Genomic DNA, 25,189 nt, shown 5'->3' with positions numbered 1-25,189 from the left:
AGCCACAAAAAAACCCTGTAGTAAACTACAGGGTCTTACTTTATATAACTCTATCTATTACGGATTAGGCTTATCACTGTTTGCCTTTCCTAAGGAATTAATCCAGGCAGCAATTTTCAATGCATCTGCCTTAGGAACCTGTGGCATTGGAGCCATTGGAGTGGCATATCCCGGCCAGTTCTCAGGTTTGGGATTATAAATCAAGTCCACAATCTTTTCATTGGAATACTTACGCTTTGCTACATCTGCATAGGATGGACCTACCACTCTCTTTTCAGCAGAGTGACAAGCCAGACACGTATGTTTACGCAATAACGGCATAATCTCTTCTGTAGTAGGCACAGCAGCAGTTGTAGGTTTTACTTCCTTCTTGGTAGCAGGTTGCGTTCCTGTTTTTGTTGATTTGGCAGGAGTTTTTGAAGTAGCAGGAGTAGTTGCGGCTGCAGCCGAATTTTTCTTACTTACTTCTGCCATGTTCAGTTTTTCACCAGCAGGGATGGCATTAAGCGTATAATAAGTAGTAGGGTGTACCAAAGACCATGAATTTTCACGAGTTCTTACACCTTCCAGCAATAACTCATGCACATAATACTCACGCAGGTTATCTACTACTACACGAACTTTCATTCCATCTTCACTTACTTTTACACCCTTCACAGTACAACGCTCCTCATTGATGGTTGGACTACCATACACAGGATAGTATTTGTATGTAAAGCTTTTTACCTGATAGGAAGCAATGTCTTCGGCAGAAGCTTTGTCTACAGGCATTGTGAATTCCACTTCAAATCCGTCAGGCATCGCACGTACAGCTTTCATTTCAAATGGAAGCTTTCCGTTCCAGATTAAGCGTTGCAGGCCTTGATTAGCATCCCCGGCAGATCCCCATCCACGATTTGTCTCACCTACAAACAATGATCCGTCTTTACCCCATGACATACGTAGTACGCCTGACTGGAAACCACTGCGAAAATCAAAAGCAGCACCCTGATATTCTCCGTTTACTTTCTCCAGGAATACCCGCATGATTTTGCTTTGTCCCTGATCCCCTACAAATACCTGACCAGCAAAAGGACCAAATTTACCTACAGTTTCATCTGTGATGATCTCAGAGTTAGAAATACCTAAGACCCCGTGAGGCAACCAAACGGCTGGCGTCTTTAACTGAGGAAAATCTTTTTTGTAGGTGAATAATGGAGCCTCTTTCCCTTCACGATTGTTTTCAGGCTTCACAGCACGGCCATTCTGACGAACAAAACGTGGATCTACTTTAGCATACAATTGCTCTGTAGTAACTTTTACAGGCTTGTCTGTCAGTTCGTTCACTTGTGTTTGTTTAGCCCAGCGCAAACCTGCGGGGTGGCCTGTAAAATCACCTTTTGCCACATGCCAGATACCACCAGACCCCATCCAGTCACCTTGGTTATCATCATAGAAAAATTCACCATCTATGATACCTATACCGCAAGGAGAGCGCATTCCTGTTGCCCAGGGTTCCATTTTACCATCAGGTGTAATACGCATTGTCCAACCTCTCCAGGGTACACGACTTTCTCCACGCCACCATTCTTCATCTCCAAAGGCTACGTTGCCCGTTACAAAGAAAGATCCGTCAGGAGCTATTTTAGGACCGAAACTATACTCATGATAGTGTCCTGATAAAGGCCATGCATAGACAGTTTCATAGCTATCGGCTTTGCCATCACCATTTTTATCTGTCAGTTTGGTAAGTTCACCACGTTGAGCACAATACAACGAACCATCTTTGTATACTAGCCCCAAGATTTCATGCAGTCCACTGGCAAATTTTGTAAACGAAGGATAGGCCCCATTGCTCATGTATGGATTCTTGATTACCCATACATCTCCCCGGCGGGTAGATACAGCAATATCACCATTAGGCAGTGTAGTAACCCCACCTACTTCCATAACAATTCCTTCCGGAACCGGAATGGTAGCAATTTTGTAGAAATCTTCTTCCTTAGGCGATTCCTGTGCCTGCATACTCAATGGTAGCAACACAGCTGCCGACCACCCAATAATATGTTTTAGAAATGTCTTCATAAATAGTATGAACAAAGCTTTTAATCTTTTAAACAGGTATTTTCAAAACGGACACCGTTGTATTTCAAAATACAATGAATGCCTGTTACCAAATAATAGAGTAACTGATCTGATTACCAATTGTTACTGGCATAAGTAATTCCTGACGATTATTTACTGTACGTACTACAGGTTTTACACCAGCAGCGTTAGCAAGCTTTATGAAATAGGATTTATCGTCTATCAGATAACTACCATCAGGTTGAGCAACGATGTCTTTTCCTTCCGCAATACGGCAGTAGAGATTAGTTGCAGATCCTGATACTTTCAGCGTACGTGTCAGACGCTTTCCACCATCTTCCGGACGAGTCATATCTTCTACCTCTGTTCCGTAGATACTATATTTGAAAGTTGGAAGGCCTGTTGCATCTAACTCATATCCCCGTCCACGATAATTAGCTTCTGGAGTTAATGAATCTGGCCATGCAGTAGTATTGGTAGGTAATATAGAGAAATTAGGCACATCATTAATTTTCAATGTGCTGCCCATTGGGTCTGAATGTCCATCACCCCGATCATGCCACATAGGTGTTGCATTCAGAAAATCACCTCTCCAGCATTGTACCAGTGCACCATTATTTAGGTCTACTGTAAAGTTGGCACCTTCCAGGCTACCTACAGACACAGCATGTGTAATTCTCTTAGACTTAGTACCTTTTTCAAAATCAATGAAACAACGTACTATTTTAGGTTCGCCTTCTACATTGATCAGAATAGGGTTTACAGGAGCATCCAGAGGCAGTGAGCTCAATGTATTCAAAGGCATTCTGCGAACATCTGCCCCTTCAATAAATACCCCTAAAGCTGGTTTCATCCAGGAGTCTCTTTTAGCTACCAATACCTCAAAGGTATGATCTCCAGCCGATAGGTCCGTTGTGGCAGAGCGTTCGTTCCAGGTACCAGTCATAGCTAATGGAGCCAAGATCTTACCATCTATTTTCAAAAGGTTAAAACCATTGATCTGAGTATAGAAAGTATATTTTCCAGCAGATTTTACGTTCAGTTTCCCAGTGTGTCTGATTATATAATCATTGGCAGCCGGCACATTCTCAATAGTCAGATCCTGTGTTTTACCGCTTTGTACCACCTTGAACTTGGTTTCTGCCTTTAAGGTATCACTGGAGAAAGGTCCTTTGCCATAACTATATTGCAAGTCAGACAATGTAGGTACACTCATACCATATGTTTTGTAATAGATATTACGAAAAGCAACCGGACCATGGTCGCCCTGAATCAGAATCGGGCCTGGTGTTTTCTCATCTGGGAAAACAGCCCCACGGGTAGGTCCTGTTACCTCTACATTTTCATGAATAACAATGCCATTCAATACAACTCTGAGGAACTTTGCATTGGTAACTTTATTTCCTGACGCATCATATCGAGGTGCCTGAAAGGCTACTTCCAGGTGCTGCCACAAACCAGGAGCTAAGCTGGCGTTGGTACGGGGAGGAATTCCCTGATAGCCTTTTTGTCCTTCAGGTTTGCTGTCATCCCAGCGTTGGTAAATACCTCCGCAGTCGCCATAGGAAGGGTTCTTTTTACCCCAGCTGTCCAGGAGTTGTAACTCATAACGTCCTTGCAGGTAGATGCCGGAGTTAGACCCTTTAGCCATCATAAAATCAAGCGTCAGGTCCATATCTGCATGGTCAAAGCCAAATGTAAGATTTGAGGTATTTTTCTTATCTGGCAGGTTCACCAATACACCTTTGCCTTTGCTGATCTTTAATGCATTTTCCTGATTCAGATCAGCATTAGCATCGCCAGCAATCTGCCAGTTGCTTCCTGTAGGTTTAAAATTACTTAAATCTTCCAGCAAAAGCTGTTTCATCGGAACATCTTTGTTCTGAGCCAGTAATGCTCCTGAAAGCAATAAGGCATACCCGAACAGACATGTCTGACGAATGTTTACGAATGAAAACTTCATCATACAGTACAGTTGTGAAATAAATAGTAGAAGGGATGGAAATATAGATTAAGAGCAGAAAGGTACAACATTCTCTTCTTTTGAAAAAAGAAGATTTGACGAAATATTCACTTTTAAATAAAATATATCTACAAACGATGTACTTTCAACAAAATAATTTAGCATTAATCTTTATTCAATAGAAAACATATATACCCGTTATCTTTGTGTTTTCCATTTACTTTTTTGAGAAATAGTAGTTGTCTGCTGTATAGTGCTTTTGCGAGTATTCTGCGCCTGTAACAATTGGCTAACTAGCAAGGCAGCTATTTCAGCTTCTTTTTCATTGGCACCTATTTGTAGCAAATCCGGTGTAAAGTATTTATTTACAAAGTTGGTATCAAAACTACCATCCAGAAAAGCAGGATGTTCCAAAACAAATCTGCAGAATCCAAGTGTGGTTTCTATTCCTGTAATCTGATATTCATCAATTGCCCGCTTCATTCGGTCAATAGCTTCAGTACGATCTTTTCCGAAAGTAATAAGCTTGGCAATCATAGGATCATAGTAAATAGGAATGCTCATTCCCTGCTCAAATCCATCATCTACCCGTACCCCTGCTCCCTGAGGGCGAACATAAGTTACCAATTGACCAATATCCGGGAGGAAATTATTTTTAGGATCTTCTGCATATACCCGCACTTCCACTGCATGGCCATGAATGTGAAGATCTTCCTGAGTAAAGGATAACTTTTCACCAGCAGCTACTTTAATCTGTTCTTTCACCAGATCCACGCCTGTGATCTGTTCCGAAACAGGATGTTCCACCTGAAGACGGGTATTCATTTCCAGAAAATAGAAATTAAGGTCTTTGTCTACTACAAATTCAACAGTCCCTGCTCCATAGTAGTTACAAGCCTTTGCCGCAAATACAGCAGCCTGTCCCATTTTTTCGCGAACTTCAGGGGTCAGCACAGCAGAAGGTGCTTCCTCAATCACTTTCTGATGACGACGTTGTATGGAACATTCCCGTTCAAACAAATGAACGATATTTCCATGTTTGTCGCCCAATACCTGAATTTCAATATGTTTGGGTGAAGTAATGTATTTTTCAATAAAAACTGATCCATCACCAAAAGCGGCTGTTGCTTCAGAAATAGCTCGTTGCATCTGTTCTTCCAGTTGCGACTCTACTTCTACCAGTCTCATTCCTTTCCCTCCTCCTCCTGCACTAGCTTTAATCAATACAGGATAACCAATTCTGGCAGCCTGCTCTATCGCAATTTTGACATCGCTTACAGCCGATGGAATGCCTGGCACCATAGGTATATCATATTTTGCGACAGCATTTTTCGCAGCCAGTTTACTTCCCATCACTTCAATCGACTCTGGTGATGGTCCAATAAAAATCAACCCATTGTCTTCAACCAACTGAGCAAACTTTGCATTCTCGGATAGAAAACCATATCCAGGATGGATAGCATCTGCTCCGCTCTGTTTGGCTACTTCAATAATCTTTTCCATCTGCAGGTAAGACTGAGCCGAAGGAGGAGGTCCTACACAATAAGCTTCATCGGCTGCCCGAACATGTAAGGCTTTACGGTCAGCCTCTGAATAAATGGCAACAGTAGCAATACCCATTTCCTTTGCAGAACGAATAATCCGCAAAGCGATTTCTCCCCGGTTAGCAATAAGAATTTTCTGAATAGACATACAAAACTACCGATTTATTGATAAGCAAAGATAGTATTGGATTCTGGGGATGCAAGACAAAACTTTTAGGAACATAAGAGATTCTCTTTCATATACCTAAATACTCTATTTCATGAAAAGTCAAACTAGATGATAAGCAAACCTACCTATAAATCATATACTCAAAACAATGCTAGTTCACTGAAAATTTCAAGTTTTATACAAACGCCCTTGTTAAAATCAATACTTTAATTAGCTATTTATATAACTTTACGCTGTAAGTTATTAGCCATATCCATTTGCCAATAACCTTATTATCTCTATTACACTGTGATCAACAATGAAATCTGTAGAAATATTAAATTCATTTATTTTAGTATTAACCTTTATATTCATACAGCTTGCTGATTCACAAATATGCTGTAAGAGATATTAACAGTACTCACATCCCTATACTTCAAAGACAACCAATCCTATCATTTAATCTTTATAAATAAAAAATATAACTACGTCTGCTCAAAGCAACTCTTTATGCGTCTTACCTTTACTGTACTTATCCTCTTATCTTCATTCACCACATTTTCACAGGTAAAGATCCAGAATCTTTATTTTAACAGTACTCAAAATATTCTACGGCTTAATTTTGCAAACCTTCCCCCTACCCCACTATATACAGGCATTGCAGGTATTAGTAAAAGCACAACCGAACCTGAGATAGCAGAAGGCATTGCTCATGTAGAGGATACAGAAGGTAATGTAATTATCTGGGTAAATTCTAATGGAGTATATGACAAAACCGGTACACTTATGCCTGGGTCAGCAAGCATTCTGGCAGACCCTTCTTCAACGGAGATTGTAATCTGCCCTGTACCAAATACAACTGACCAATTTTATATTTTCTATAACAAAAAACTGTGTTCAACCTTATTGTATGCTACTGTAGACATGAAGCAACGCAATGGATTAGGGGATGTAATTACTCAAAATAATCCCATTGATGTAGCCAATACCTATGCAGAAGGACTTGAGATTATAAAAATTCCATGTAGCAATGAATACTGGCTTATTGCGTATCAATGTAGCATAGGCTTTAAACGGTTTAGAATCGGCATTTCGGGAATTGGAATGGGGGCTATGGTGCAATCTCTTACAATTACCAACAATAATACAGAAGTAAATTATCAAGGACGTGGAGAATTAGACTATCACAACGGAAAAATTGGTTACTCCATTTCAGCAAAAAACAGGGCGTATGTTGCCGATTTTAATCCAACAACGGGTTCTTTTTCGAATGGTAAACTTCTCTCATTCATTTCAGGAGAAAATAAAGCCAATGATGGCATGTATGGTGTTGAGTTTTCGCCTGATGCAACCAAAGCCTACTTTACAGACTACAACAACCGCGACTTTTTGGGTGATATTGCATCTAACAATCTATTTCAGTATGATTTTGCTACTCAACAAATACGTTCCTGGCTTATTCCTTATCAAACATGTTCTCTTAGTCCAAGTGAGGTCGAAGGATTAGGACAAATAGAACTGGGAAGAGATGGAAAACTGTACATACCACATGTAAAAGGTTGTCAGATTACAGTAATTGAGAATCCTAACTCAACCTCCCCAACTTTCAGTAAAATTGATGTTAATACCGTCTTATCAACAGGGGTATCTGATCATATTCAATCAGAGATTTTTGTTCCTTTAAGTCTCGTTGCCAGCAAGACTTCAATTTGTAAGGGAGAAAGTGTTACACTGACTGTTACAGGAAATGCCAACACGTATCGGTGGTCGTCAGGAATCGCTGGAAATTCTTCCTCAGTAATCGTAAGTCCTGAATCACAAACAACATATACTGTTTATGCGCTGAATCAATATGGATGTGAAGATTCGTCCTCTGTTACTATCAAAGTAAAAGATGTCACTTCAACGATCTCTGTAACAATACCTCCTGCAGCTTGCAGTCTTACATCAGCCACACTTACCGCTTCAGCCAACATGGATGTGTATCAATGGTATCTGGATGGTCAATTACTCAATGGCCAAACCCAATCCTCACTGGTTGTTACGCAAAGTGGTTCTTATAAAGTACTTATATCATCAGCTAATTGTGCAGATGAATCAGATGAAATGGTTATAGAACTTGATACAAGTAAGTTAAAAATACCAAACGTGATTACCCCGGACAAAGATATAAATCTTACAAATGAGACTTTCAAAGTTACAGGTACCCGTAGTACACTCAAACTTATCATTTGTAACCGTTGGGGACAAGAAGTGTATACAAGCGCTGATTACCAAAATGACTGGGCTGCTGATAACTTACCAGATGGACTTTATTATTATTATGTGAGTAGTGCCGAAAATTGTTTTCCACCACAAAAAGGCTGGCTGCATGTATTAAGAGGTCCTCAAAATTAATCAAGTGATATAAAAATAAACCCCTGTTAGTAAAGGGGTTTATTTTTATAGAGGGTCAGAATGTTCTTAGAATCTAAATCCAAAAGCAATCGAACGTAAATCAGGACCATGCTCTTCTGTAAATAACGGGTTCAGATCATACTTGAAGAAAAGATCAATTCCTCGGATACCTACCAATGCCTGCACACCATATCTAACATTATTCAGATAGAAGTTACTGGTTTCATGATCTTTCTTGCCATCGGAATCTTTTATTTTAGAGTAACTATGTAGTCTGTATCCAACAAATCCCCCTACTCCAAAACGAAACGATCTGCGGGAGTGTCCAAATTGTAATACAGGCATTACGGGTATACTTGCATAGATAGCAGTCAGCTTTGACTTCTTTAGATCTTTGGCATTTGCCCCATCCATCACCTCCACAAATTCCGCACTAGTAGCCCCTTTTTCAATTCGTGTATTGCTATCAAACATATAGTTATAAAAACTAGCTTCCAATCCATAGGTAAGCGACAAAGGACTACGGCTACCGCCAATACGTGTTTTATAAATATGGGATATAGCTACATATCGTGACCCTAAAGGTCTCAATGCATAATTAAGATTTTGTTCCGGAAATTTGCCATCTCCTGTCAGGTAATTATCCAAACCAAGGTCAAAATACCATTCACTACTGGTACGTTTGCGCTTATATACTCTAGGCTGAGAATTAGAGGTAGAATCACCGCTACTTACATCTCCATCTTTTCCTCCGATTCGGATAGAAAAAGTAGATTCTCCTCGTTCGGTGTCTTTTATAGTTACTTGATTATCACGAACCAATACAGTATCTCCATTCATTACAAAGCTGGTATCCTTTCCTGCTCTGGCATCTGTCTTTTCCTGAATCTCAATAACCCTGTTTACCAATGCATTCAGGTCATAATTTCTCAGTGCCTGTAATTCGGCTTTATCAGTTGTCTGAATAGCAATACGTGTTTTCTTACCTAAAAGGATGATAATCGAATCCCTTCTCTCTTCAGGAGATGAATTAAAAGCCATTGCTGTACTCATCACTCCCCAAAATAATGTAACAAAAATTAACCGTTTCATAGTTGTAGATAGAATTGTGTTTAGTCCTTCTTTCATTCTTACTTTTAATATATGGATTTATGAGTGATCAGTTTTTAGTATTTCGGTCCTTCACCCAGGCAACAATAGCTTCTTTGTCCAGGTTGATTTCCGATTTTTTAGCTTTCTTAATTGCCTGCCATAACTTTCCTGCCTTCCTTGCAATAGGCTCTGTAGTATCTCCTTTAGTTGATGCCGTTAAACTCTCGTCAGCAACTTCCACTACTACCACCGTAACAGTACTTCCTGGTGACGTTGACTCGGGCTTCACAGAAGGAACAGCACTGGCAATTATCTCTTCCTTCTGAGTAACTATAACCTTATCATCTTGTGTTGTCTTTTTCTCTATCACTGGTAAGTCTGGACTCTTTGCGATTAACTTATCCGTATTCTGCTCCACTGGTGATAGTGTTTTCTTCTTAGTCTGTTTTTCAGATTTCTCTGATTTTTGATTAGAAGATATCTCAGTCTTACTATCAGAATAAGTTGTAGTTGATTCTGCTCTTGGTCTGGTTATTTCTACTTTTTTTGTGTTCTCAGCTTTTGCTTTCTCCTCTATGCTTTTTACAGGAGTAGTCTTACTTACCTTATGCGGATCTGATACTGCCATCTGTGTACCTGTATCCTCTCTCCAATAACGTATGCCTACCAATCCAAGAATAAGCAGAGCAATAGCAGCAGCAATAGAGAAATACACTCCTTTTCTACTCTCTTTTTTTTTCGTCATTCTTCCCTGAAGCTCATCCCATACACGAGAAGATGGCATTTTTTCGACATCATACAACCGTCTGGCAAACAGATCATCAACCGGATGTTTCTTTTGTTTATGCATATCTTACTTCGTTTTACTTTGTTTCTACTGACCAATAATTCTCCTTTTTCACTATACTTTTTCCCATTTTATAGGATTATATCAGGTAAAGACAGTCAAATATTTATGTTATCCTATCTGTTTCTCCACGTTTAGCATTTTTTTTTCAGCCTTACGCAAATTTTCCTGCAACAATGCCCTTGCACGGCTTAACTGTGACTTAGATGTATTTTCACTAATACCTAATTGTTCTGCAATCTCCTTATGTGAATAACCTTCAATAGCATACAAGTTAAAAACAGTGCGATAGCCGTCAGGCAATTGCTGAATCAGAGCTAGCAAATCTTCTGTCTCAAATTCATCTCCATCTATATGCATCACTGCCTCATCATTGTAAACTGATTCAATCTCCACTTCCAGAAAAACACTTTTATTTCTACGAACTTGTTGTAATGCTTCATTAACCATAACACGGCGTATCCATCCTTCAAAGCTTCCTGCAAACTGATACTGATCTATTTTTTCAAAAATTTTCAGAAAACCATTAATCATCACATCCTCCGCTTCCATCTGATCTTTGATGTAACGAGTACAAACACCCAACATTCTGCGTGAATACCGATTATACACTTCACGTTGTGCAGCGGCATCATTCCGCTGACAAGCCCGAATGAGTTTTTCCTCGTTATCCCATTTTTGTATGCGTAGAAACATACGTTCTTTGAATGTGTTAGTTGTAATTGATTTTCAAAAGGTAGATGCAAAAGAACGAAGGCAGGTTGCGCCAGGGTTAAAAAAAAATCATTTTTCTTAACACACACGACATAAGTCACACACTATCAAATACTTATAGTTAAAATATTTTTTCATTCTCTATTGACAAAAGAAAAACCCGTTCGAAAACGGGCTCAAAATACTAGTCTCAGGAAAAACAACAAAAGGTATCAATACTATTCTTCTCTATATGCTAAAATCTGTTAAAGTAATACTAAAAGAATTAACTCACTTGCTATCAATATAGTAGATCGCTATTTATTTCCTACCACTGTCATTGTCCTTTTTTTTAAATACTGAGCTAATTCTTTCATACTTTCCTCACTGATGTATTTGTCTTTGCCATCTTCAGCCTTTAAACGCACAAAGCCAAGGGGCAGTCCAGTCATACTATCAATAACTGCATGCAAATAATTCGTAACGATTTTCTGTCTTTTGGATAATATTTCTGGAACTATCTGTAGCAGGGCCAGATTTGGATTACCCTTTACAGCACTTTCATTAAAGCGTTTAGCGTCTACAATGACAAAAGGATACGGATAGACTTCTTTAATGTCCTCATAGGTTAAGCCTTGCGCAAGCCAGTCTTTACGTAAAAGTAATGTTTTGGCATGCATATCAGCTTCTGCACGTGGCAACACTTCTTCCCATTCATAAGGTGTTGCTCTGGCCTGTAAGGTACTATCAATCAAATAATGCTCTACAGCTTGAACACCAAAAACCAAATCAGCTTTTTCAGGTGTTATATTCGGAAGGTTTTGTCTGAAGAGAGGTTGAGACTTTGGCAAATCCTCTAAAAGCTTAATCTCCATTACACTATAATTACGCCAATGCTCCCGAAGAGCATTTAGTTGTTTGTAATTTTCAGGAAACAATAGTCGTTGATGATTTCTGCCACCCTCATCTCCTTTTATTGTGAAGTTATCGATAGTGGTGCAGTAAATAACTGCATAGTTTTTTACCTGTGTTTTTCGCAGACGATCTGCATCATTCATTGTCATATAGTTAGCAGAACTATCCCACTTCCAATATTTTTGCACTGCATGTTTCAAAGCTGCATTATAAGCCTCAACTCCTTCTTCATAGGCTACTACCTGATCATGTTTCTTTTTCTTCTTCATTAACTCAATCACTTTCTGCGAAGGTTGCTCCATTATCACAATCAACTCTCGCTGAGCCAATTTCTTCATCAATGCTGGACTTCCGAAACCACATTGAGCATAACTGGCACAAACAATGAAAAATAAAAATAGGTATGGGTAGAATTTTCGCATAAACAAATATAAAAACAATTGTTTGTTAGAAAAATTATATACTTTGCATTTAGCTATCAATAACTTGCAGAGTTTCTTATAGGGCACCGTCAAGTTCCACATTTCATTTGAAAGTTTCACAGAAACTATATTTTTTTCGATAGAAGTATCTTTTTAGAAGTTAAAATTATAACCCTTTCAAAGAATTTCATATTTTGAAAAACAACTACGCCCTCTCTATCCATTTTAGAGTAAGCTTGCTGCTGCAATTAGTATGCATGTTAGTCTATAAGCAAACATGCATGGGACAACAATTGTCTCAAGTCCGATTTTCAGGAAACTTCAAAGATGTACCACTGAGTGAAGTTTTGCAGTCTCTCGAACAACAAGCATTGCAACAACAGCAAAGGATACATTTTTTCTATGAAACACCTGTTGTATCTACAATAAAAGTCTATGCCACATTCACCAACGTACCTCTTGCACAGGTCATGCCGTCTATCCTTGCCTCTACACAGTTAAGTTACTTACTATATGACTCTAACTATATTTTACTGATCAATAAAGAAGACCTGTCCTCTCTATCATTGTCTCCTCATACGGTAGATTCCGCGGGACGAAAGCCACATCCTGAAAATATACCTTCAACTGAAGCGACTAACGATTCTCAGGAAACGATTCGGGAAAAAATGAATCTCATAACTACCAAACGAGGTACAAATACATATTCGATTACAGGATTATTAACTGATGCCACCAATAATAAAAAACTGGAAGGAGCTACAGTATATGTAGAAGAGATGCGATCCGGGGTTTTGTCTGATGCAAATGGAAATTATCAATTGGCATTACCAGCAGGAACCTATAATCTGGTATATAGTTATGTAGGCTTTCAATCCAAAAGGAGACAAATTTCTGTTCGCTCCAACCAGACTATCAATATAAGTTTGTTAAACACAGATATTCGTTTGAGAGAAGTAGTAGTCACAGCAGAGGCTGCAGACCGAAATATTTCAACCACTCAGATGGGTATAACCAAACTGAATATCCGTACTATCAAAAAAATGCCTCCTTTGTTAGGAGAAGTTGATATTGTCCGCAGCGTTTTGTTACTACCAGGAGTAAGTACTGTAGGTGAAGGTTCTACTGGTTTTAATGTGCGAGGAGGTAGTATAGATCAAAACCTAATCCTGATGGATAATGCACCTATCTACAATACCTCTCATATGTTTGGCTTATTTTCTGTTTTTAATCCAGATATTGTAAGAGATGTCACTTTATATCGAGGTGGGATTTCAGCCAGATTTGGCGGAAGAGTATCTTCTGTACTAGATATTCAACTGAAAGATGCCAATGCACAAAAAGTTACTATAAATGGCGGGATAGGGCTAGTAGCCAGTCGATTGGCAATTGAAGCTCCTATTATCAAAGACAAGCTTTCATTTATTGTAGCAGGAAGAGGCAGTTTTACAGATTTTTTATTAAAAAATCTCCCGAACGAATCACTTCGCAAAACACGAGCCAACTTCTATGATGTAAATGCAAAGGCAGATTATCGTATTAACTCCAAAAACACATTAAGCCTGTCAGGGTATATCAGTGATGACTTTCTTCAAATCAATGCAGATTCCATTCTTACCATTGCAGTTAATTCTTCCATTACACAATACCGATGGAGTAACAAATATGGTGTACTGAAATGGCAGCATTTCTTCAGCGAGAAGTTAACAAACACAACCTCTCTTACATATAGCAATTATACAGCTAAGGTTATTAACCCTACTGCACCAAATGAATTTAAGATACCTAGCCAGTTAAAGCAATTTGATGCCAACTCTGATTTCAGTTATCAGTTGAACGACAACCATAAACTGAGTTTTGGTATACAAGGCATCCGGTATTTCGTCCAACCTGAAAATCTGGAAGTTACTCCACCTAGTGATATCAACCCCATTTCTATATCCACTGAACACGGTGTAGAAACAGCCATATATCTGGAGGACGATTTCACCATTAACAAGATGCTGACACTCACCTATGGCTTACGATATTCCCATTACCTGAACATAGGCCCTGCCACTGTCAATATGTATGCGCCAGACTCACCTAGAGAATCGCTATCGGTTATCGATTCAACAAGCTATGGAGCTGGTTCTGTCATAAAAACCTATGGAGGCCTTGAACCCAGATTATCTCTGAAGATCAGCCTCAATGAAAGCAGTTCGATAAAGATCGGCTATAACCGAATGCGACAATATATTCATCTTATATCCAATACAGCCTCAGCTATCCCAACCGCACGCTGGCAGCTAAGCAACACCTATTTAAAGCCCCAAATAGGAGATCAGATTGCTGTTGGTTATTTCCGAAACTTATTCGGCAATATGTTTGAGACCTCCATTGAAGTATATTACAAAAAGATCTACAACTTCCTCGATTATAAAGATAATGCGGTTGTTTTTCTGAATCGTAACATTGAAACTGCAGTTCTCCAGGGCCAGGGACGATCCTATGGTGTAGAATTGCTGTTAAGAAAAAACATAGGAGAATATCTGACAGGCTGGATGAGTTATACCTATGCCCGGACTTTTGCTCAGATGAAAAGTCAGATTGACAGAGAACAAGTAAATGAAGGAGACTGGTATCCTGCCAACTATGATAAACCTCATACGTTCAATCTGGTATTAAATTATCAACTGAAGAAGCGTATTGGGTTTTCCATGAATTACACATACAGCACTGGCAGACCTGTCACGTATCCGGAATCCAAATTTGCTTATGGCGGTATTATTATTCCAGATTATGGTTTACGCAACCAACGCAGAATCCCGGATTATCACCGCCTAGATGTAGCTGTAAATATTGATAGTGGCTATCGGAAAAAGAAAAAGGTAGATAAGAGCTGGACTTTTGCTGTATATAACCTTTATAGCCGTAATAATGCCTATTCGGTGTTCTTCAAACAGGAAGGTGGAAGTGCCAATGCCTATAAGCTCTCCATATTTGGAGCAGCCTTCCCTTCTCTTACTTATAATTTTAAATTTTAAAGATACATCTTTCTCCTATGAGACACTCTATTCTGTATTTGTCTTATATCTTACTAGCTTCACTTCTGGCAAATTCGTGTATTACACCTTATGACCCAGATCTTCACACAGCAGAATCACGCATTGTGATAGAAGGGCTTATCTCTACGTTACCAGGGCCGCAAAAAGTACGTATTACCCATTCAGCGGTATATACCAATGCCACTGCCGGTACTAATATTGGCATTGCCGGAGCAATTGTATATGTTACGGATGATCTCGAAAGTCGGATAGACTATACAGATATAGGAAATGGTAACTATGAAACATACATTCAAGGTAGTGTAGGGCGTTCTTACCAACTACATGTCATAATGCCTGATGATAAAGAATATATTTCCGAACCTGATTTGTTGAAACCCGTTTCTCAAATTGATAATATCTATTGGGAATATAATCGTGAGAAAAAAGAAATTAATGTATACCTCGATGTAACAGATGCACCTACACCTGGAGATGGTTACTTATGGAAATGGCAACACTATGAGAAACTAACTTATTGCAAATATTCAGAACTAGTAGCTCTACCTAATGGGAGCTCTACCTGGACACAGTGTCGCGAATGTTGTACAGACTGTTGGGATATCACTCAATGCCGTTCGTGTGTCAATATAGCAGGTGACCAATATGTAAATGGCAATCAAATCAAAAAACAACTAATTACTACTGTCCCTTATAGTAACTATACTCCTTACTATCTACTGATAGAGCAACGATCTTTAACAAGTAATGCCTATGCATTCTGGAATTCTGTGAAAGCACAAACTTCCAGTACAGGTGGACCATTTGATGCAGCACCAGCTCCTATTGTAGGTAACATCAAAAATATTGCAGACTCTAAAGAAAAAGTTCTCGGCTTTTTTGGTGCTTCTGATATTATTCAGAGACCCTACTGGCAGGAGAGAAATCAGATTGATGACACTCCGAATCCAGTCCAGCCACCATTCTGTGCACCTGCTTCAGGTCCTCCACCTATGTGTTATGCCTGTATTGAAGATGCAGGATATCGCACCAACTTTCAACCGCCAGGATGGAACAGATAACAGAGTTAATCCTTGATGTACGATTTTAATTCTCTTCTTTATCTATGCAAAAATACTATCTATGCAAAAACACCTTAAACACTGGCTACTAGTTATCGGACTACTACTAACAGCAACTATAGAGTCAGCCTATCTTACAGTTCCCAAAGATGATATATTAAACCAGATCCTCAAAAAACTCTCTTCATATCAGGAAGCCTACGCTCCAGAAAAAGTATACCTTCATCTGGATAAGTCCTACTATTTTTCAGGGGAAGATATCTGGTTCAAAGCGTATATAGTGAATGCAATGACTCATTTGACCGATTCAGCCAGCGGAGTTTTATATGTGGACTTACTCAATAACAAGGGAGTAGTAGTAAGTACTGAAAAAATAAAGGTTACGTCAGGACAAGGTCATGGAAATATTTTGCTGGGAGAAGATCTTCCAACAGCGACGTATCAACTTCGTGCTTATACTCGATGGATGCAAAATGGCAAAGAAGATTTCTTCTTTCACAGACAAATTTCAATCCTGAATCCAAATGATACTCCATCTCCGACAAAATCTACAGATACAGGAATAAACATACAATTCTTTCCAGAAGGAGGAGATCTGATAGAAAATCTGGAAAGTACTGTTGCCTTTAAGGTTACAGATAAACAGGGAAAAGGTATTACCAGATCAATCAGAATAATTTCAGATCTGAAGGACACTTTGGGAACATTTACTCCCATACATCAGGGTATGGGAATCTTCCACTTTACGCCTCTGCCAGGGAAAAGTTATCAGGCCATAGCTCAGGACCAATCTAAAAAAACTATTGTATTCCCACTTCCTAAACCTCGTTCGGAAGGTTGGGTAATGCACGCAGAAAATACAGCGAACAATCTGCTGCTATCTGTGCAATCAACCCGAAGTCTGGAAGAGAAACTATATATAGTCGCACAAAACAGAGGCAAGAGTATCTACCAAAGTGAAGGACGCATTTTAAATGGGAAATTTTCGTTGCAACTTCCAGGTAGCTTGTTTCCAACTGGTATTACTCAGATTACCTTATTTGATGCACAAGGAACTCCTCAGTGTGAACGACTTGTATTTTTCAATCAAAATGATCACATTCAGATTCAATTAACGCCAGATAAAAAATCGTATCTGCCACGCGAAAAAGTAACTATGATATTGACAGCCCGTGACGCACAGGGTAAGCCTATAATAGGTAACTTTTCTATGGGTATTACAGACACACGTAGCTTCTCTTATCCAGAAGAAAATATATTGACCAATCTGCTCCTTACTTCTGATCTGAAAGGAAACATTGAAGATCCAGGATTTTATTTTCAGAACAATAATTCGAATGCAGCAAAAGCGCTGGATAATCTGATGCTTACACAAGGCTGGCGACGCTTTACATGGAAAGAAATCCTGCAACCCAACTTACCGTCACCTACCTATGAACATGAACCAGATATTGCCCTTACTGTAACATTGCTAGACAAAAATACGAAGAAGATCATCCCTGCACAGGTCCTTCTGATTTCAGCTCCAGGAACAAACTCTGTTTTCAGATATGGCTATACAAATGCAGAAGGAAAAATTCATCTGAATAGCCTGGATTTTTATGATTATCGTAATGTTATAGTCAGCATTTACAATAAAGACTTGTATTCATCGGCCATCGTTGTTGTAGATTCAGCAAGTAGTGTACCTCCTTCTACCGGGATACTTCCCACAGTTCTGATTACAGAAAATATGAACCAGGCAACAAACCGAAAAAAGATATGGTCTATGCTCCAACAGAGTCATGCATCTGCTGAATCTTTGAATGCGTCTGTTGCCACCAATGATACCTTACGTCCTGTACAACCTATCTATCAGAAAGCAGATGACAGGATCAAACTGGATGATTATACTCTCTTTCCAACAATGGAAGAGGTTATTCGGGATATAATCCCCTGGGGACTACTCACACACAAAAAGGGACAAACAGGATTTCGTATTCTTAATCCGGACACAAAGCTTTATTTTAAATATAATCCATTGTATCTCATTGACAATGTCCCTATCCACAATATAAATCCTATTCTTAGTCTTGATCCAACTGCTGTACATTCTATTGAGTCTGTACGAAGTGCTGTAGGAAGAGGACAATTTGGAGAGATAGGGTATTATGGCATCTTTTCGGTTTTTACCAAAGCTGGAGATTTTTACCCTTCCAATGAACCTGGGTTATTTAATTTCCCAGTACGTGGCTTTCAAAAAGTTCGTGAGTATTATTCTCCCAAATATGAGATTCCTTTGCAGAATCAAAGACAACCTGATTTCCGGAATTTGCTGTACTGGAACCCTTCTGTTCAAACGGATGCGACAGGACAAGCCACTATAAGCTTCTACAATTCCGATGATCTGACCACATGGCGTATCATAGCAGAAGGTATTTCTAAAGATGGTAAGCCAGCAATGGGAAATGCAGAATATACTGTCAAGATGGATTTAGCCAGATAGAAAACACATATCCAATTATACAGTTATAAAGGTCATAAAAATTCCGAAGATAAACCCATCTCAGGATTTTTTATGACCTTTGCCATGTTATATCTCTGGCAGTGTGTTTACCTTGCCCACACAATACTTAATTTTATTATGGAAGTTCAGAAAAAAGACATTACAGATATAAATGACATTGAACAGTTTGTCAATACATTTTATGGCAAAGCCCGTGAAGACGAATTGATTGGGCCTATCTTCAACAATGCAGTAAAAGACTGGTCACACCATCTACCTGCTATGTATAAGTTCTGGAGTCAGTTATTGCTTGGTACAATGGATTATACAGGCAGTCCATTTGCTAAACACATTCCATTACCTATTGAGAAACAACACTTTGACCGCTGGATACAGCTTTTCTATACCACTCTCGATGAACTGTTCGAAGGGCCGAAAGCAGCCGAAACAAAAGAAAGAGCCTATGCGATTGCGGCAACGTTTGAATATAAATTGCGGACGATCCGTAAGCTAACATCACAACCCTAAACAAACACCTGATTAAAATTGCAGAGTATAATTGCGATTTTAATCATTGATTTTCCTGAGAAAAGGTATACTTTTGGGACCTCATAGTATATACATTTGCATTATATCCTTAATCCTTTTCTCAGGATAGCTTTTTATGCGAAAAATAGTAACCGCACTGCTCCTTTTTTCTCTACTGCTGCAAACATTCAGCAGAGCAGGCATCTATCTTTCGTTTAAAGTCAATCAGGATTACATTGCACGGGTACTTTGTATCAACAAAGCAAAACCTCAGTTGAATTGTAATGGGAAATGTTATCTGGCAAAGAAATTGAAACAGGCAGCAGAACAGGAACAAAAACAGGTCCTGTTGAAAACCCTTGAACTTAATCTCTGCTGCCAGGAACTACATGCATTTAACTTTGCGCGTATCCCTCTGATTGTAAACCGGAAGCTGGTGACATTCTATCTGGTTAAACCTACATTCAGCACATTGCTGAACATCTTCCACCCTCCCCGTATGTAAAGTTCCTACATTTCTTTTCCTGCAACTGATGCCTTTTGTGTCTTTATGGAATTTATATGGCTGGTGGTATCTATACATCTTACCCACCCATAGTACAAGCATAAGGTAGCAGTAACGGAAACTCAAGGAGTCTTACCTCAGACTATCCTATCACACAAATTACAGAGATAAAATCTATAATCGGCTTTTCCATGCAAAGGATTAGCCCTGATATCTTATTGCCTCTGTTTTATTCTGTGATATTGGGTTGGAGACTTCATACTATGCCACTCAAGGCGATACACACTTTGTGGAACTTATTTTAACCTATATGAAAAAATACTATAACCTCACTATATCCTTTGTTTGTTGCTTTCTTATTTGCTTCACAGGATTTGCCCAACAAACTATCAAAGGAGTCGTTTTTGACAATCAAACACTTGAACCACTGGCAGGGGCAACTGTGTCTATCCCCAATACAACAACAGGAACCCAAACTAATGAGAAAGGCCAGTTTGTTTTACAAGCCTCAACTGAAAAAATCCTAATCTCTTTTATTGGATACGAATCTCAGGAAATTTCTGTAGAAGGTGTATCTCTCAAAGTGGCACTGGCACCTATGATTGGAAATCTCCAGACTGTAGTAGTGACAGCTAATCGGGAAGCTGGTTTACGAACCCAATCTCCAGTAGCAATCAGTAAGCTCTCCCCTACGCTGATCAATGATACCAAACCCACCAATTTATATGAGATCATAAATAAAGCTCCGGGAGTAGTGATGCTAAACTACAACAATGAACAACATGCCATGAGTATCCGTCAGCCAATGACGACCAATTCCTATTTTCTATACATGGAAGATGGAATTCCTGTTCGGCCTATGGGTGTATTTAACCATAATGCGTTAATAGAGATGAATATGATGGCTATTTCGTCTGTTGAGATTGTAAAAGGGCCTGCGTCTTCACTCTATGGCCCGGAAGCGGTAGGAGGAGCATTAAACTTTATTACTCAACGACCCACCGCTGTTCCTACAGCCCGTGCAGGCATTCAGTTTGATAACTATGGATATAAACGTTTTCAGTACAGTGCTGGAGCTACTACAGGTCGGTTTGGTTTCTTTCTGGGAGGATATTTTGCCCGACAAACGAATTCCTGGATGGACAGAAGCGATTTTGAGAAATCATCTGTGAATGCCAGAGTAGAATACAAACTTACTGATAAAACGAATCTTACAGGTACCTTTTCATATAACGATTATTATTCTGAAACGGGAGGCACTGTAGATAGCACAGCGTTTTATAGTCGTTCCTATAAATCCAATAATGATTTCACCTATCGGGCTGCAAACGCTATCCGTACCAGACTAACATTAGAACATACGTGGAATACGCAAGCTACTACTACTATTACCCCTTATTTCAGAGATAACTCCCTGAAGCAAAACCCAAACTACTCTATTATCTGGACAGCAGGCAGTACTACAGCAACCGGACAGATCAACGAAAATGCCTTTACTTCCTATGGAGTTGTAGCGCAACATTCACAACGGTTCGACTTCCTTCAATCGAAGCTACTGGTAGGTGGCATGTATGATTACTCAAAAAATCCATACTATGCCTATACCACTCAATTAGCAGCCCAATTACGTGCAGATGGAAAGTCTGTTGAGAAATACACGCTCACACAAGAATTACCGAATGACTATTTGTCCAGATACAAAGCAGATATTTATAACTCTGCACTTTTTGCTCAATGGGACTTTGAACCTATACAAAAGCTGCGTCTCTCTCTGGGTGCACGTTATGACAGAATGGCTTTCGATTATGTCAACTATCTGGATAACAATGCCACGGGTTCAAAATCATATAGTCAGTTTACCCCTAAACTTGGCTTAACCTATGATCTGGGTAAGGACAAAGGCATATATGCAAATTATTCCAAAGGTTTCTCCCCTCCTGCGCTTACTGCTATTTTCCGAAAAAACACCAATGCCACAGAGGGTCAGGACCTATTCTATTATAATCTGAAACCTGCACGGTTTGATAATTTCGAGATCGGAGGCTGGGCAGCATTTTTCCAGCACAAGGTCTATTTGGACTGGGCAGTTTACCAGATGAATGGGTATAATGAGTTATTAAGCATACGGCAATCCAACAATAGTTATGACTATCAGTCTGCAGGTAAAACCTTACATCGTGGTATTGAATATGGACTCACCTGGAAGCCGACTACTGAATGGTTTTTCCGGTTTGGAGGTACCAATGCACTGCATAAATTCATAGAGTTTGAACTGAGCCAACGGGAAACAGATCAGGTTAAGAATATCAATGACAAGATTATGCCTCAATCGCCTTCCTGGACAGCCAACACAGAAGTTACTTACAAACCAAACTGGCTCAGAGGTTTTCGCGCCTCTCTGGAGTGGCAACGGATGAGTTCATGGTACATGAATCAGGTTAATACAGTTACATACGACGATCATACAGCTCTGGGTCTTAAAGGAATCAGTCTGTTTAACTTCCGGACAGGATATACATGGAAAGGAGTCGAAGTATTTGTCAATGTCATGAACATGACCAATGAGCTATACGCCAACTCTACCAGTCTTGGCAATAGCACATCAGACCGGGCTACCTATACTGCTGGGGCACCCCGCACATTTGTAATGGGCATTCAATACAATTTCACAGGAAAGAAATAATTCACTCACAGTGCGAGATACTCTCAGCCTGTGTCTCTATAACCTTATTGTATGAAACAAGTAACATCAACCCTTGAGAGCCAACCCCTATCACTCAAAGATAGAGTGTTAAGACTTATTAGGCGCAATATGTATCAGTGGCATCGTGTTCTGGGTATTATCACTGTGATTCCGGTCATCTTCTGGACATTATCCGGTTTGATGCACCCCTTTATGTCACATTGGTTTAAGCCCACTATTGCTCACGATTTTATTCCTCAATATCCAATACAAAAGAATCAGATTAAACTATCTGTTGCAGAGGTGCTGAAGCAAAATAAAATCACAAAGTTTAAGAACTTCCGTTTCATCACGTTAGATAAGCAGACCTACTATCAGATAAAGGATACAACTAACCATTTGTTATATTTTAGTACACAGAATGGAAGGCCTCTTCCCAATGGAGATATCCGGTATGCCGAGTTACTGGCTCGCTATCTGATTGATGATTATACATCACCAATCCTTGCTATCACTCAGATCACAGAATTTGATCATGAATATAAGTATATCAACCGCCTGTTACCTGTATGGAAAGTAAGCTTTGACAGATCGGACAGAATGGATGTAATGATTGAAACAGAGCAAAGCCGGATGGCAACTTTCAATACGCAGGGACGCAAAACCTTTATCCGGATCTTTGATCTATTACACAATTGGTCATTTCTGGAAATGATATCCAATAAAGGACTTCAGATTACGATTATGCTTATGTTATTGGCAATCATTTCACTTTCGACTGGTAGCGGTATTGTTGTCTATGGCTTTCTATGGAAGCGGTTCAAAAAACCAACCGCAGGTAATACAAAAGGTATCCTTAAAAAATACCATCGTCAGATTGGTATAGCCGTATCACTGGTTACCTTTGCGTTTGCAGGAAGTGGGGCCTGGCATCTGGTTCGCAAACTGACACCTGACGAACGGAATAAGTTTGTCTATGAGCCTGTTTTCAAAACAGCAGAAGTGGAAGTAGCTTCTCTGATGCCGGATATTCAGTGGGATCGTTTGCTGAATATACAGATAGTAAAAATAGGCCGAACCAATTATTTCCAGCTCTTCTATGATAAAACAGAGTTAGAGTCTGCCGAAGTGATTTATCAGCATACCTATACGCAAAAAATGTTGAAAGATGGTTCTGTGTTATATGCCAAATACCTTGCTAATAAGTTTGCCAATCTGGCAAACGTCAACGGAAGTTTACAATCTGCCTGTTGTGATCTGATGTCAGATGTGGCTAATGAAGATATTTCCAATGACAATCTGCTTCACGCTGAGATACTAACACGGTTTGACAGAGAATATGGATTTGTAAATAAACGATTGCCTGTGGTAAAACTTAATTACAATACACCTGAAAAGACCAGCTATTATATAGAACCAGCCACATCCCGACTAGCAGCTAAGATTGAAAATGCAGACAGGGCTGAAGGATGGTCATTTGCTATACTGCATAAATACTTACTACTGGAATGGGCGGGCAAAAATGTGAGAGATTTTGTTACCCTTCTTTCAGCTACAGGTGTGTTGATAACAAGTATCTTTGGGCTGGTGTTATTTATCAAAAACCGATAATCTATATTTTTGTTTCTCGTACTTTAACTCTAACTACCTATATCCCATGCATCATTTAGTGCAAAGCAAATATATTCTCTTAGTATTGGCATTTGCCGTGTTTTTCTATGCCTGTTCCGAAAAAAAATACGATGGAGGACATGATCATCACCATCAGGCAGAAACAAGTGGCAATGCAACAGTAGACTCGCTGAAAAATCAGGTAATGGCTGTACATGATGAAGTGATGCCTAAGATGGAAGAAATTATGGCATTGGAATTAGAAGCACAGCAACAAATCAAACAACTGGATAGCCTGGCTAAAATCAATCCAAAACAAGCTAATGCTACTCAGAGACAACAGCTGGATTCCCTTGTAATACAGTTAAATAAGGCAGATGATGCGATGACTCACTGGATGCAGGAATTTGATGGTCAGATGCAATCCAAAACAGATGAAGAAAAAATAACCTATCTGAAAAACGAGAAAGATAAGATTGATGCTGTACGTGATCAGATGCTGGGCAGCATAAACAAAGGAAAAGAACTTCTTAAAAAGTAAACTACATGAAAACAACTAATCTTTTTTATACCTTATTTATCTTATGTGTAGTAAGCCTTACGGGTTGTAATCAGGAGAAAGGCTTACCTATATTAGGTCCAACCCACGAGGAAAACGGAAAAACTGTATATCATACAATCCCAGCATTTTCCTATCGTGATCAGGACAGTACACTTATCACCAATGAAACGCTGAAAGGCAAAATATACATTGCCGATTTCTTTTATTCCTACTGCCCTACCATTTGTCCCAAAGTAAAAAAGGAATCGATGCGGGTGTATGAGAAGTTTAAAGACAATCCGGATGTTATTTTCGTTTCTATTACCTTAGACCCCAAACATGATAATGTTTCCTTTCTGAAAGAATATGCAGAAAATTTTGGTCTTGACAGTAAGAAGTGGCATTTTCTAACAGGAGACAAAGCAGCAACATATCAGCTTGCTCAGAAGGGTTTGATGGTAACAGCTCTGGAAGATAAAAGCGAACCAGGAGGCATTGTTCACAGTGGAGCCCTGGTACTGATTGACCGTCAGGGACGTATTCGTGGTTTTTATGATGGTACCGTGCCTAGTGATGTTACCAATCTGCTTTATGATATACCAACACTGTTAAAAGAGAAGGAATAGAATACAAAGTTACTCCT

The 25,189-nt window shown here is 39.3% G+C and carries 17 protein-coding genes; 10 read left to right on the top strand and 7 right to left on the bottom strand.

Features of this window, described 5'->3' with window-relative positions; genetic code table 11:
- Positions 1-57: 57 nt before the first annotated feature.
- The 3 genes from QNI15_RS17200 to accC form a co-directional block, all read right to left on the bottom strand.
- Positions 58-2,064 (bottom strand): DUF7133 domain-containing protein, encoded by a 2,007-nt coding sequence (locus QNI15_RS17200; protein ID WP_313995796.1) that lies wholly within the window; start codon positions 2,062-2,064, stop codon positions 58-60.
- Positions 2,065-2,149: 85 nt separating this feature from the next.
- Positions 2,150-4,030 carry a 3-keto-disaccharide hydrolase gene (locus QNI15_RS17195; protein WP_314032733.1) on the bottom strand — a complete coding sequence of 627 codons (1,881 nt, stop codon included), beginning with the start codon at positions 4,028-4,030 and terminating at the stop codon, positions 2,150-2,152.
- Positions 4,031-4,225: 195 nt separating this feature from the next.
- Positions 4,226-5,719: an acetyl-CoA carboxylase biotin carboxylase subunit gene (accC, locus tag QNI15_RS17190; RefSeq protein ID WP_313995793.1), complete on the bottom strand. Its 1,494-nt coding sequence runs from the start codon at positions 5,717-5,719 to the stop codon at positions 4,226-4,228.
- A 510-nt stretch (positions 5,720-6,229) separates the two neighbouring features.
- Here accC and QNI15_RS17185 point away from each other — a divergent pair.
- Complete coding sequence (locus QNI15_RS17185; protein ID WP_313995791.1) at positions 6,230-8,116, top strand: T9SS type B sorting domain-containing protein; 1,887 nt, start codon at positions 6,230-6,232, stop codon at positions 8,114-8,116.
- Positions 8,117-8,182: 66 nt separating this feature from the next.
- On the opposite strand, the gene QNI15_RS17180 is transcribed toward QNI15_RS17185, so the two are convergent.
- The 4 genes from QNI15_RS17180 to QNI15_RS17165 all read right to left on the bottom strand — a co-directional run bounded on the left by QNI15_RS17180 (position 8,183) and on the right by QNI15_RS17165 (position 12,085).
- Positions 8,183-9,208, bottom strand: coding sequence for a hypothetical protein (locus QNI15_RS17180; RefSeq protein WP_313995789.1), 1,026 nt, complete (start codon positions 9,206-9,208; stop codon positions 8,183-8,185).
- Positions 9,209-9,275: 67 nt separating this feature from the next.
- Complete coding sequence (locus QNI15_RS17175) at positions 9,276-10,058, bottom strand: hypothetical protein (protein ID WP_313995787.1); 783 nt, start codon at positions 10,056-10,058, stop codon at positions 9,276-9,278.
- A gap of 108 nt (positions 10,059-10,166) precedes the next feature.
- A complete protein-coding gene (locus QNI15_RS17170) occupies positions 10,167-10,751 on the bottom strand; it encodes an RNA polymerase sigma factor (protein ID WP_313977701.1) in 585 nt (194 codons plus the stop codon).
- A 314-nt stretch (positions 10,752-11,065) separates the two neighbouring features.
- Complete coding sequence (locus QNI15_RS17165; protein WP_313995785.1) at positions 11,066-12,085, bottom strand: hypothetical protein; 1,020 nt, start codon at positions 12,083-12,085, stop codon at positions 11,066-11,068.
- A 281-nt stretch (positions 12,086-12,366) separates the two neighbouring features.
- Between QNI15_RS17165 and QNI15_RS17160 the strand changes: the two genes are divergently transcribed.
- From QNI15_RS17160 to QNI15_RS17120, 9 genes are all read left to right on the top strand, one after another.
- Entirely contained in the window at positions 12,367-15,111 is a 2,745-nt protein-coding gene (locus QNI15_RS17160) for a TonB-dependent receptor (protein ID WP_313995783.1), read from the top strand.
- 17 nt (positions 15,112-15,128) lie between these two features.
- On the top strand, positions 15,129-16,193 hold the full coding sequence (locus QNI15_RS17155; RefSeq protein WP_313995781.1) for a DUF4249 domain-containing protein: 1,065 nt from the start codon (positions 15,129-15,131) through the stop codon (positions 16,191-16,193).
- Between the two features lie 61 nt (positions 16,194-16,254).
- The gene (locus QNI15_RS17150) at positions 16,255-18,678 is read left to right on the top strand and encodes an alpha-2-macroglobulin family protein (RefSeq protein ID WP_313995779.1); all 2,424 of its coding nucleotides are present in this window, start codon (positions 16,255-16,257) and stop codon (positions 18,676-18,678) included.
- Between the two features lie 138 nt (positions 18,679-18,816).
- A complete protein-coding gene (locus tag QNI15_RS17145) occupies positions 18,817-19,206 on the top strand; it encodes a group III truncated hemoglobin (protein ID WP_313995777.1) in 390 nt (129 codons plus the stop codon).
- A 136-nt stretch (positions 19,207-19,342) separates the two neighbouring features.
- A complete protein-coding gene (locus tag QNI15_RS17140; RefSeq protein ID WP_313995775.1) occupies positions 19,343-19,711 on the top strand; it encodes a hypothetical protein in 369 nt (122 codons plus the stop codon).
- A 310-nt stretch (positions 19,712-20,021) separates the two neighbouring features.
- Positions 20,022-22,394: a TonB-dependent receptor gene (locus QNI15_RS17135; protein WP_313995773.1), complete on the top strand. Its 2,373-nt coding sequence runs from the start codon at positions 20,022-20,024 to the stop codon at positions 22,392-22,394.
- A 51-nt stretch (positions 22,395-22,445) separates the two neighbouring features.
- Entirely contained in the window at positions 22,446-24,005 is a 1,560-nt protein-coding gene (locus tag QNI15_RS17130; RefSeq protein ID WP_314032732.1) for a PepSY domain-containing protein, read from the top strand.
- Between the two features lie 46 nt (positions 24,006-24,051).
- The gene (locus tag QNI15_RS17125; RefSeq protein WP_314032730.1) at positions 24,052-24,546 is read left to right on the top strand and encodes a hypothetical protein; all 495 of its coding nucleotides are present in this window, start codon (positions 24,052-24,054) and stop codon (positions 24,544-24,546) included.
- A gap of 5 nt (positions 24,547-24,551) precedes the next feature.
- Positions 24,552-25,172: an SCO family protein gene (locus QNI15_RS17120; protein ID WP_314032729.1), complete on the top strand. Its 621-nt coding sequence runs from the start codon at positions 24,552-24,554 to the stop codon at positions 25,170-25,172.
- Positions 25,173-25,189: the final 17 nt, after the last annotated feature.

This window comes from Xanthocytophaga flava (assembly GCF_030068545.1).
GTDB classification, from domain to species: domain Bacteria; phylum Bacteroidota; class Bacteroidia; order Cytophagales; family 172606-1; genus Xanthocytophaga; species Xanthocytophaga flava.
This window is presented reverse-complemented; position numbering and strand designations above follow the sequence as displayed.

Coding starts and splice junctions, on each gene's coding strand:
- QNI15_RS17165 (WP_313995785.1), bottom strand. CDS start 12,085: ATGCGAAAATTCTACCCATACCTATTTTTATTTTTCATTGTTTGTGCC.
- QNI15_RS17180 (WP_313995789.1), bottom strand. CDS start 9,208: ATGAAACGGTTAATTTTTGTTACATTATTTTGGGGAGTGATGAGTACA.
- QNI15_RS17130 (WP_314032732.1), top strand. CDS start 22,446: ATGAAACAAGTAACATCAACCCTTGAGAGCCAACCCCTATCACTCAAA.
- QNI15_RS17150 (WP_313995779.1), top strand. CDS start 16,255: ATGCAAAAACACCTTAAACACTGGCTACTAGTTATCGGACTACTACTA.
- QNI15_RS17185 (WP_313995791.1), top strand. CDS start 6,230: ATGCGTCTTACCTTTACTGTACTTATCCTCTTATCTTCATTCACCACA.
- QNI15_RS17195 (WP_314032733.1), bottom strand. CDS start 4,030: ATGATGAAGTTTTCATTCGTAAACATTCGTCAGACATGTCTGTTCGGG.
- QNI15_RS17155 (WP_313995781.1), top strand. CDS start 15,129: ATGAGACACTCTATTCTGTATTTGTCTTATATCTTACTAGCTTCACTT.
- QNI15_RS17140 (WP_313995775.1), top strand. CDS start 19,343: ATGCGAAAAATAGTAACCGCACTGCTCCTTTTTTCTCTACTGCTGCAA.
- QNI15_RS17175 (WP_313995787.1), bottom strand. CDS start 10,058: ATGCATAAACAAAAGAAACATCCGGTTGATGATCTGTTTGCCAGACGG.
- QNI15_RS17200 (WP_313995796.1), bottom strand. CDS start 2,064: ATGAAGACATTTCTAAAACATATTATTGGGTGGTCGGCAGCTGTGTTG.
- QNI15_RS17125 (WP_314032730.1), top strand. CDS start 24,052: ATGCATCATTTAGTGCAAAGCAAATATATTCTCTTAGTATTGGCATTT.
- QNI15_RS17145 (WP_313995777.1), top strand. CDS start 18,817: ATGGAAGTTCAGAAAAAAGACATTACAGATATAAATGACATTGAACAG.
- QNI15_RS17170 (WP_313977701.1), bottom strand. CDS start 10,751: ATGTTTCTACGCATACAAAAATGGGATAACGAGGAAAAACTCATTCGG.
- QNI15_RS17120 (WP_314032729.1), top strand. CDS start 24,552: ATGAAAACAACTAATCTTTTTTATACCTTATTTATCTTATGTGTAGTA.
- QNI15_RS17135 (WP_313995773.1), top strand. CDS start 20,022: ATGAAAAAATACTATAACCTCACTATATCCTTTGTTTGTTGCTTTCTT.
- QNI15_RS17160 (WP_313995783.1), top strand. CDS start 12,367: ATGGGACAACAATTGTCTCAAGTCCGATTTTCAGGAAACTTCAAAGAT.
- accC (WP_313995793.1), bottom strand. CDS start 5,719: ATGTCTATTCAGAAAATTCTTATTGCTAACCGGGGAGAAATCGCTTTG.